Genomic DNA, 904 nt, shown 5'->3' on the forward strand with positions numbered 1-904 from the left:
CTGCTGGTGGCCGGTAAAGATGTCACTATTCGTGCCGGTATTCATAATGTTTTTGATCGTGATTACTGGTCTGGTGTCGATACCTGGAGTGGTATGGCTTATGGTGCACCACGTACATTCACCGTCTCTACCACCATCGACTTTTAAGACATGCCTCTCTTGTTGCCATGACAAGGGAGGTTTTCTCTATTTGATGTTATAGGCATTACACTTCAGAATGCTGCCTTGAAAATTTTTGATTGAAATAATAATGCGGATTGAAAAAGCAACAAAAGCAGATTATCAAAAGCTGATAGAAATATGGGAAAGCTCTGTTAGAGCAACGCATGATTTTCTGGCCGAGCAGGATCTTCAGGTATTGAAACCATTGATATTGGAAAACTATTTTGATGTGGTTGAGTTAAATATTGCTAAACGTGATGATGGTGAAATAGTCGGATTTTGTGGTGTGAGTGATGGCAATATTGAGATGTTGTTCGTTTCACCAGAAGCAAGAGGGCAGAGAGTTGGGGTAAGACTTGCTACTCACGCAATAAATGATCTCGGTGCAAATAAGGTCGATGTGAATGAACAAAACAGACAGGCATTAGGCTTTTATGAGCACATTGGTTTTGCCGTGGTTGGACGTTCAGCTGTTGATGGTCAGGGTAAACCTTATCCATTGCTGCATATGCAACTAGCAGAACGTTAACGCTGCTTATATTGAAAAATGAAGATTAAAACAATCACTGCCGATGAAACATTAAGCTTAAGAAGTGAAGTTCTGCGTTCTGGTAAACCGCTTTCTCAATGTGTGTTTGAGGGTGATAAGGCTGTCACTACCAGACATTTTGGTGCTGTGGATGAAAAAGGCACTATCGTAGGAGTTGTATCAGTTTATTTGAAGGATAATCCTTTGCTTAAG

2 protein-coding genes are annotated in these 904 nt (G+C 40.7%); both read left to right on the plus strand.

Annotated elements, in window-relative coordinates; translation table 11 throughout:
• Positions 1 to 250: 250 nt before the first annotated feature.
• Positions 251 to 691, plus strand: coding sequence for an acetyltransferase (locus B4K20_RS10260; protein ID WP_289282813.1), 441 nt, complete (start codon positions 251 to 253; stop codon positions 689 to 691).
• 18 nt (positions 692 to 709) lie between these two features.
• On the plus strand, positions 710 to 904 hold a 195-nt coding region (locus B4K20_RS10265; RefSeq protein WP_289282814.1), incomplete at its 3' end, for a hypothetical protein.

Source organism: Methylophaga sp. UBA5088 (assembly GCF_002414625.1).
GTDB classification, from domain to species: domain Bacteria; phylum Pseudomonadota; class Gammaproteobacteria; order Nitrosococcales; family Methylophagaceae; genus Methylophaga; species Methylophaga marina.